The following is a 3,349-nucleotide window of genomic DNA, read 5'->3' as shown; positions in this document are numbered from 1 at the left end:
AGACCACGTCGCCCTCTTCGTCAGTCAGCCGCTCCGGCAGCCCGTTCAGGTCGGTGTGATACCAGAACGTCTGCTGGCTGTCACGGTCGATATCCACCCGCGCCAGCGGCTCCCGGCCCCCTTCGCTATACAGATACTGCACGCGGTGATCGGGCGAGCGGCTGCTCTGCTCGCCCACCATCTGCAGCCCCTGCCAGTGGAAGGTCATTATTTCCGCATCCGGCTCGCCGTGGCGGTGCAGAATTTTATGCGTGCGCCGCCCCGCGCCGCTTTGCGCCAGGCCAGGCGGCCAAAACCGTCATACTCCTGACGCGCACCTTTCAGCCTGCGCAGTAGCCTGAATAGCAGCACTGCTGAACTTGTCCGGCAAGTGGCTGCGCGAGGCGGGGTTTGAGACCGGCCAGGCGGTGGCGGTCAAGGTTGAGGCAGGGGGGCTGATCCTAACCACCAGCGACTGAAAGTAAAAATCCGGAAGAGTCCCTGGGATCGCTTCCGGCTTTTATTTCAATATGCATGTTTCTCAATAAATTCAATTAACAATGGAGCACTTCGCCCTTTCAAGATAGATCTTTGATTAACAGCCTCTACAGAAAAAATAAAAATTTTCATTATCTCTTTTTCTAAAACAGAAAAATTCATTGCTTCTATAATAAGAACCTCACACATATCTACATGTATTTTAGTCATGCCGTCACTTGGAAAACGGATACTAGACAAACAATCAATTAACGCATGGACATTTTTCCCATAAAAATCCGGAAAACCAAATAACTCATTCATTTCATCGTGAAAGTCACCAATGGTTTTTATCTTGGAAAAATCAATGGATAATCTCTTTGCATTAATCACTTCCATCCTCCAGGAACTACTTCTATGAAAGATTCGTAATGATCGTGGCTATAGTATGCTTTACCAGTTTTTGTATCTACAACAATACGTCTGGCTCCCCGATTTCCCAGACCAGGTGTTCTTACTGTCCATTCCTGATAGGGACCACTTCCAGTATTCAGGCGCTGACTACCGGGATTTATTTCATAAGTGTTTCTAAATATGCTCCCATCTTGATCGTAAGCGGGTCTCTGTAATTTAATCCTGTCAATCGTGGCTTGTAATTCTCTCATATCTTTTGGTGCCATATCATAACCCCATTTATCTCTTATAGCTGCGTGAGCTTCTTTGGGATTACTGGCTGTATGGGAACATTTAAGTCCCAGCGGATCAACCCAAGTAAGAGGGGTTGGAGCGTAAGCATAAGGATTCAGCCCGCCTTCTAACCCCACCGGATCCGGCTGCGTAAACCTCCCCATCACCGGATCATAATAGCGAAAAAGATTGTAGTGCAGCCCCGTTTCCCTGTCCAGATACTGACCCTGGAAACGCAGGTTCTGCGGCACCGCCAGCCGGCTTCCGCCGCTTTCATATTCCGTTTCGCCCCAGCTGCTGAACCGGCCGCGCCAGACCACGTCGCCCTCTTCGTCAGTCAGCCGCTCCGGCAGCCCGTTCAGGTCGGTGTGATACCAGAACGTCTGCTGGCTGTCACCGTCGATGTCCACCCGCTGCCGCTTTGCGCGAGGCCAGGCGGCCGAAACCGTCATACTCCTGACGCGCACCTTCAGCCTGCGCATTAGCCTGAATAGCAGCACCGCTGAACCTGTCCAGCAAGTGGCTGCGTGAGGCGGGGTTTGAGACGGGCAAGGCGGTGACGGTCAGGATTGAGGCGGGTTGCTTTATTCTGACCACCGGCGGCTTTTTATAACTATGCCATAGATTCGGTTACATCTAGATAATATTTACCATTTATCTCGTAATAATCTAAATCTATATACTTAGTAAAGCTCTCCGATATTAATAAAATATTATTAATTATCTTACCCCCAAAAACAAAATCCTCCTTTAACATATTTAAAGAAGGGATAATGAAAGTTCCACAATATTGCCAGTCATCGTCAATAAAAACATAATATCCCGAGTCATAATTTTTTATTTTTCCTATGAATTCTGATAGCAACTGCGGCTCTATTTTTCGCTTAACTGAGTTTTCTTCATCCACTAACGATTTTTTCAATATATCATCTGTGCATTCTAATGGAATAAAAAAAAGATCAATTATATCACAATAAATAAGTGAGTTAATTTTAGATAAGTAGGATTCAATAACCTTCTTTCCATTAGCCTTTCTATATAACAATTCTTTCTTATATTGAACTGAAGTCATGTTAGCTACCACACTTTTTATTATAAGCCTTGCCTTTAGGGTTCGCGATTTTCGGTCGACCATAATCATTCATGCGCGTTTCACCTGTTCTAGGATCAACTTTTACTTTACCAGCTTCCCAGTGTGGTTGATCAGGATGGCTAACATCCATTGTTTGTTGTTGCACTGTCGCAGGAATAGTTCCACCACCAGGTTTTAGCACTTCATATCTATATTCCCAACCGGAGCTATTCTTCGACTGGCTAATCGGTTGTTGACTTGTAGGTATTCCTGCTTGCCTCATACCATCACGCCTGGCTGCACGGGAAGAACCGAATGGATTATTTTCACTCCCAATTGGATCGCCGCTTAACCCCAGCGGATCTATCCACGTCAGCGGGTTTTTGACATAAGCATACTGGTTTATACCACCAACCAGCCCCACCGGATCCGGCTGCGTAAACCTCCCCATCACCGGATCATAATAGCGAAAAAGATTGTAGTGCAGCCCCGTTTCCCTGTCCAGATACTGACCCTGGAAACGCAGGTTCTGCGGCACCGCCAGCCGGCTCCCGCCGCTTTCATATTCCGTTTCGCCCCAGCTGCTGAACCGGCCGCGCCAGACCACGTCGCCCTCTTCGTCAGTCAGCCGCTCCGGCAGCCCGTTCAGGTCGGTGTGATACCAGAACGTCTGCTGGCTGTCACCGTCGATATCCACCCGCGCCAGCGGCTCCCGACTCCCTTCGCCATACAGATACTGCACGCGGTGATCGGGCGAGCGGCTGCTCTGCTCGCCCACCATCTGCAGCCCCTGCCAGTGGAAGGTCATTATTTCCGCATCCGGCTCGTCGTGGCGATGCAGAATTTTATGCGTGCGCCGCCCCAGCGCATCATAGCGGTACTGCACGCGGCTGAACGCCCGGTGCCCGCTCAGCCGCACCTCGCTGAGCTGATGCTCCGCGTTATAGCTGAAGTACTGCTCCGCGGCCTCCCGCGCCGCTTTGCGCCAGGCCAGGCGGCCAAAGCCGTCATACTCCTGACGCGCACCTTTCAGCCTGCGCAGCAGGTTGCGCCATACCACCTGCCCGCGGGTGTCGGTGCGGTTGCCCGCCGGATCATAACTAAAACGCTCTTCGCGGCCCGCCGCGATGCGCT

Annotated in this window: 7 protein-coding genes; 2 read left to right on the top strand and 5 right to left on the bottom strand. The window is 50.4% G+C overall.

Features of this window, described 5'->3' with window-relative positions:
* A partial coding sequence (locus NG42_RS23915; RefSeq protein ID WP_420911324.1) for an RHS domain-containing protein occupies positions 1-208 on the bottom strand: 208 nt, incomplete at its 3' end.
* Positions 209-359: 151 nt separating this feature from the next.
* Between NG42_RS23915 and NG42_RS22260 the strand changes: the two genes are divergently transcribed.
* On the top strand, positions 360-458 hold the full coding sequence (locus NG42_RS22260) for a SymE family type I addiction module toxin (protein ID WP_241488383.1): 99 nt from the start codon (positions 360-362) through the stop codon (positions 456-458).
* A 46-nt stretch (positions 459-504) separates the two neighbouring features.
* On the opposite strand, the gene NG42_RS19315 is transcribed toward NG42_RS22260, so the two are convergent.
* Both NG42_RS19315 and NG42_RS23910 read right to left on the bottom strand, forming a co-directional pair.
* Complete coding sequence (locus tag NG42_RS19315; protein WP_162231040.1) at positions 505-849, bottom strand: barstar family protein; 345 nt, start codon at positions 847-849, stop codon at positions 505-507.
* Positions 846-1,553: an RHS repeat-associated core domain-containing protein gene (locus tag NG42_RS23910; protein ID WP_420911323.1), complete on the bottom strand. Its 708-nt coding sequence runs from the start codon at positions 1,551-1,553 to the stop codon at positions 846-848. The genes NG42_RS19315 and NG42_RS23910 overlap by 4 nt, the downstream gene beginning before the upstream one ends.
* An 80-nt stretch (positions 1,554-1,633) precedes the next feature.
* On the opposite strand from NG42_RS23910, the gene NG42_RS23820 reads away from it, so the two are divergent.
* A complete protein-coding gene (locus NG42_RS23820; RefSeq protein ID WP_082203921.1) occupies positions 1,634-1,756 on the top strand; it encodes a SymE family type I addiction module toxin in 123 nt (40 codons plus the stop codon).
* On the opposite strand, the gene NG42_RS19305 is transcribed toward NG42_RS23820, so the two are convergent.
* Together NG42_RS19305 and NG42_RS23155 are read right to left on the bottom strand one after the other, a co-directional pair.
* Positions 1,757-2,215: a hypothetical protein gene (locus NG42_RS19305; RefSeq protein ID WP_052902269.1), complete on the bottom strand. Its 459-nt coding sequence runs from the start codon at positions 2,213-2,215 to the stop codon at positions 1,757-1,759. It abuts the gene before it with no gap.
* Position 2,216: 1 nt separating this feature from the next.
* Positions 2,217-3,349, bottom strand: a 1,133-nt coding sequence (locus tag NG42_RS23155) for an RHS repeat domain-containing protein (RefSeq protein ID WP_052902267.1), incomplete at its 5' end; no start/stop codon positions are given.

The sequence above is a fragment of the Winslowiella iniecta genome (assembly GCF_001267535.1).
In the GTDB taxonomy this organism is placed as follows: Bacteria; Pseudomonadota; Gammaproteobacteria; order Enterobacterales; family Enterobacteriaceae; genus Erwinia; species Erwinia iniecta.
This window is presented reverse-complemented; position numbering and strand designations above follow the sequence as displayed.

What these genes read in the sequence shown, in the direction of transcription:
- NG42_RS19305 (WP_052902269.1), bottom strand. Translation starts at nt 2,215, where the DNA reads ATGACTTCAGTTCAATATAAGAAAGAATTGTTATATAGAAAGGCTAAT.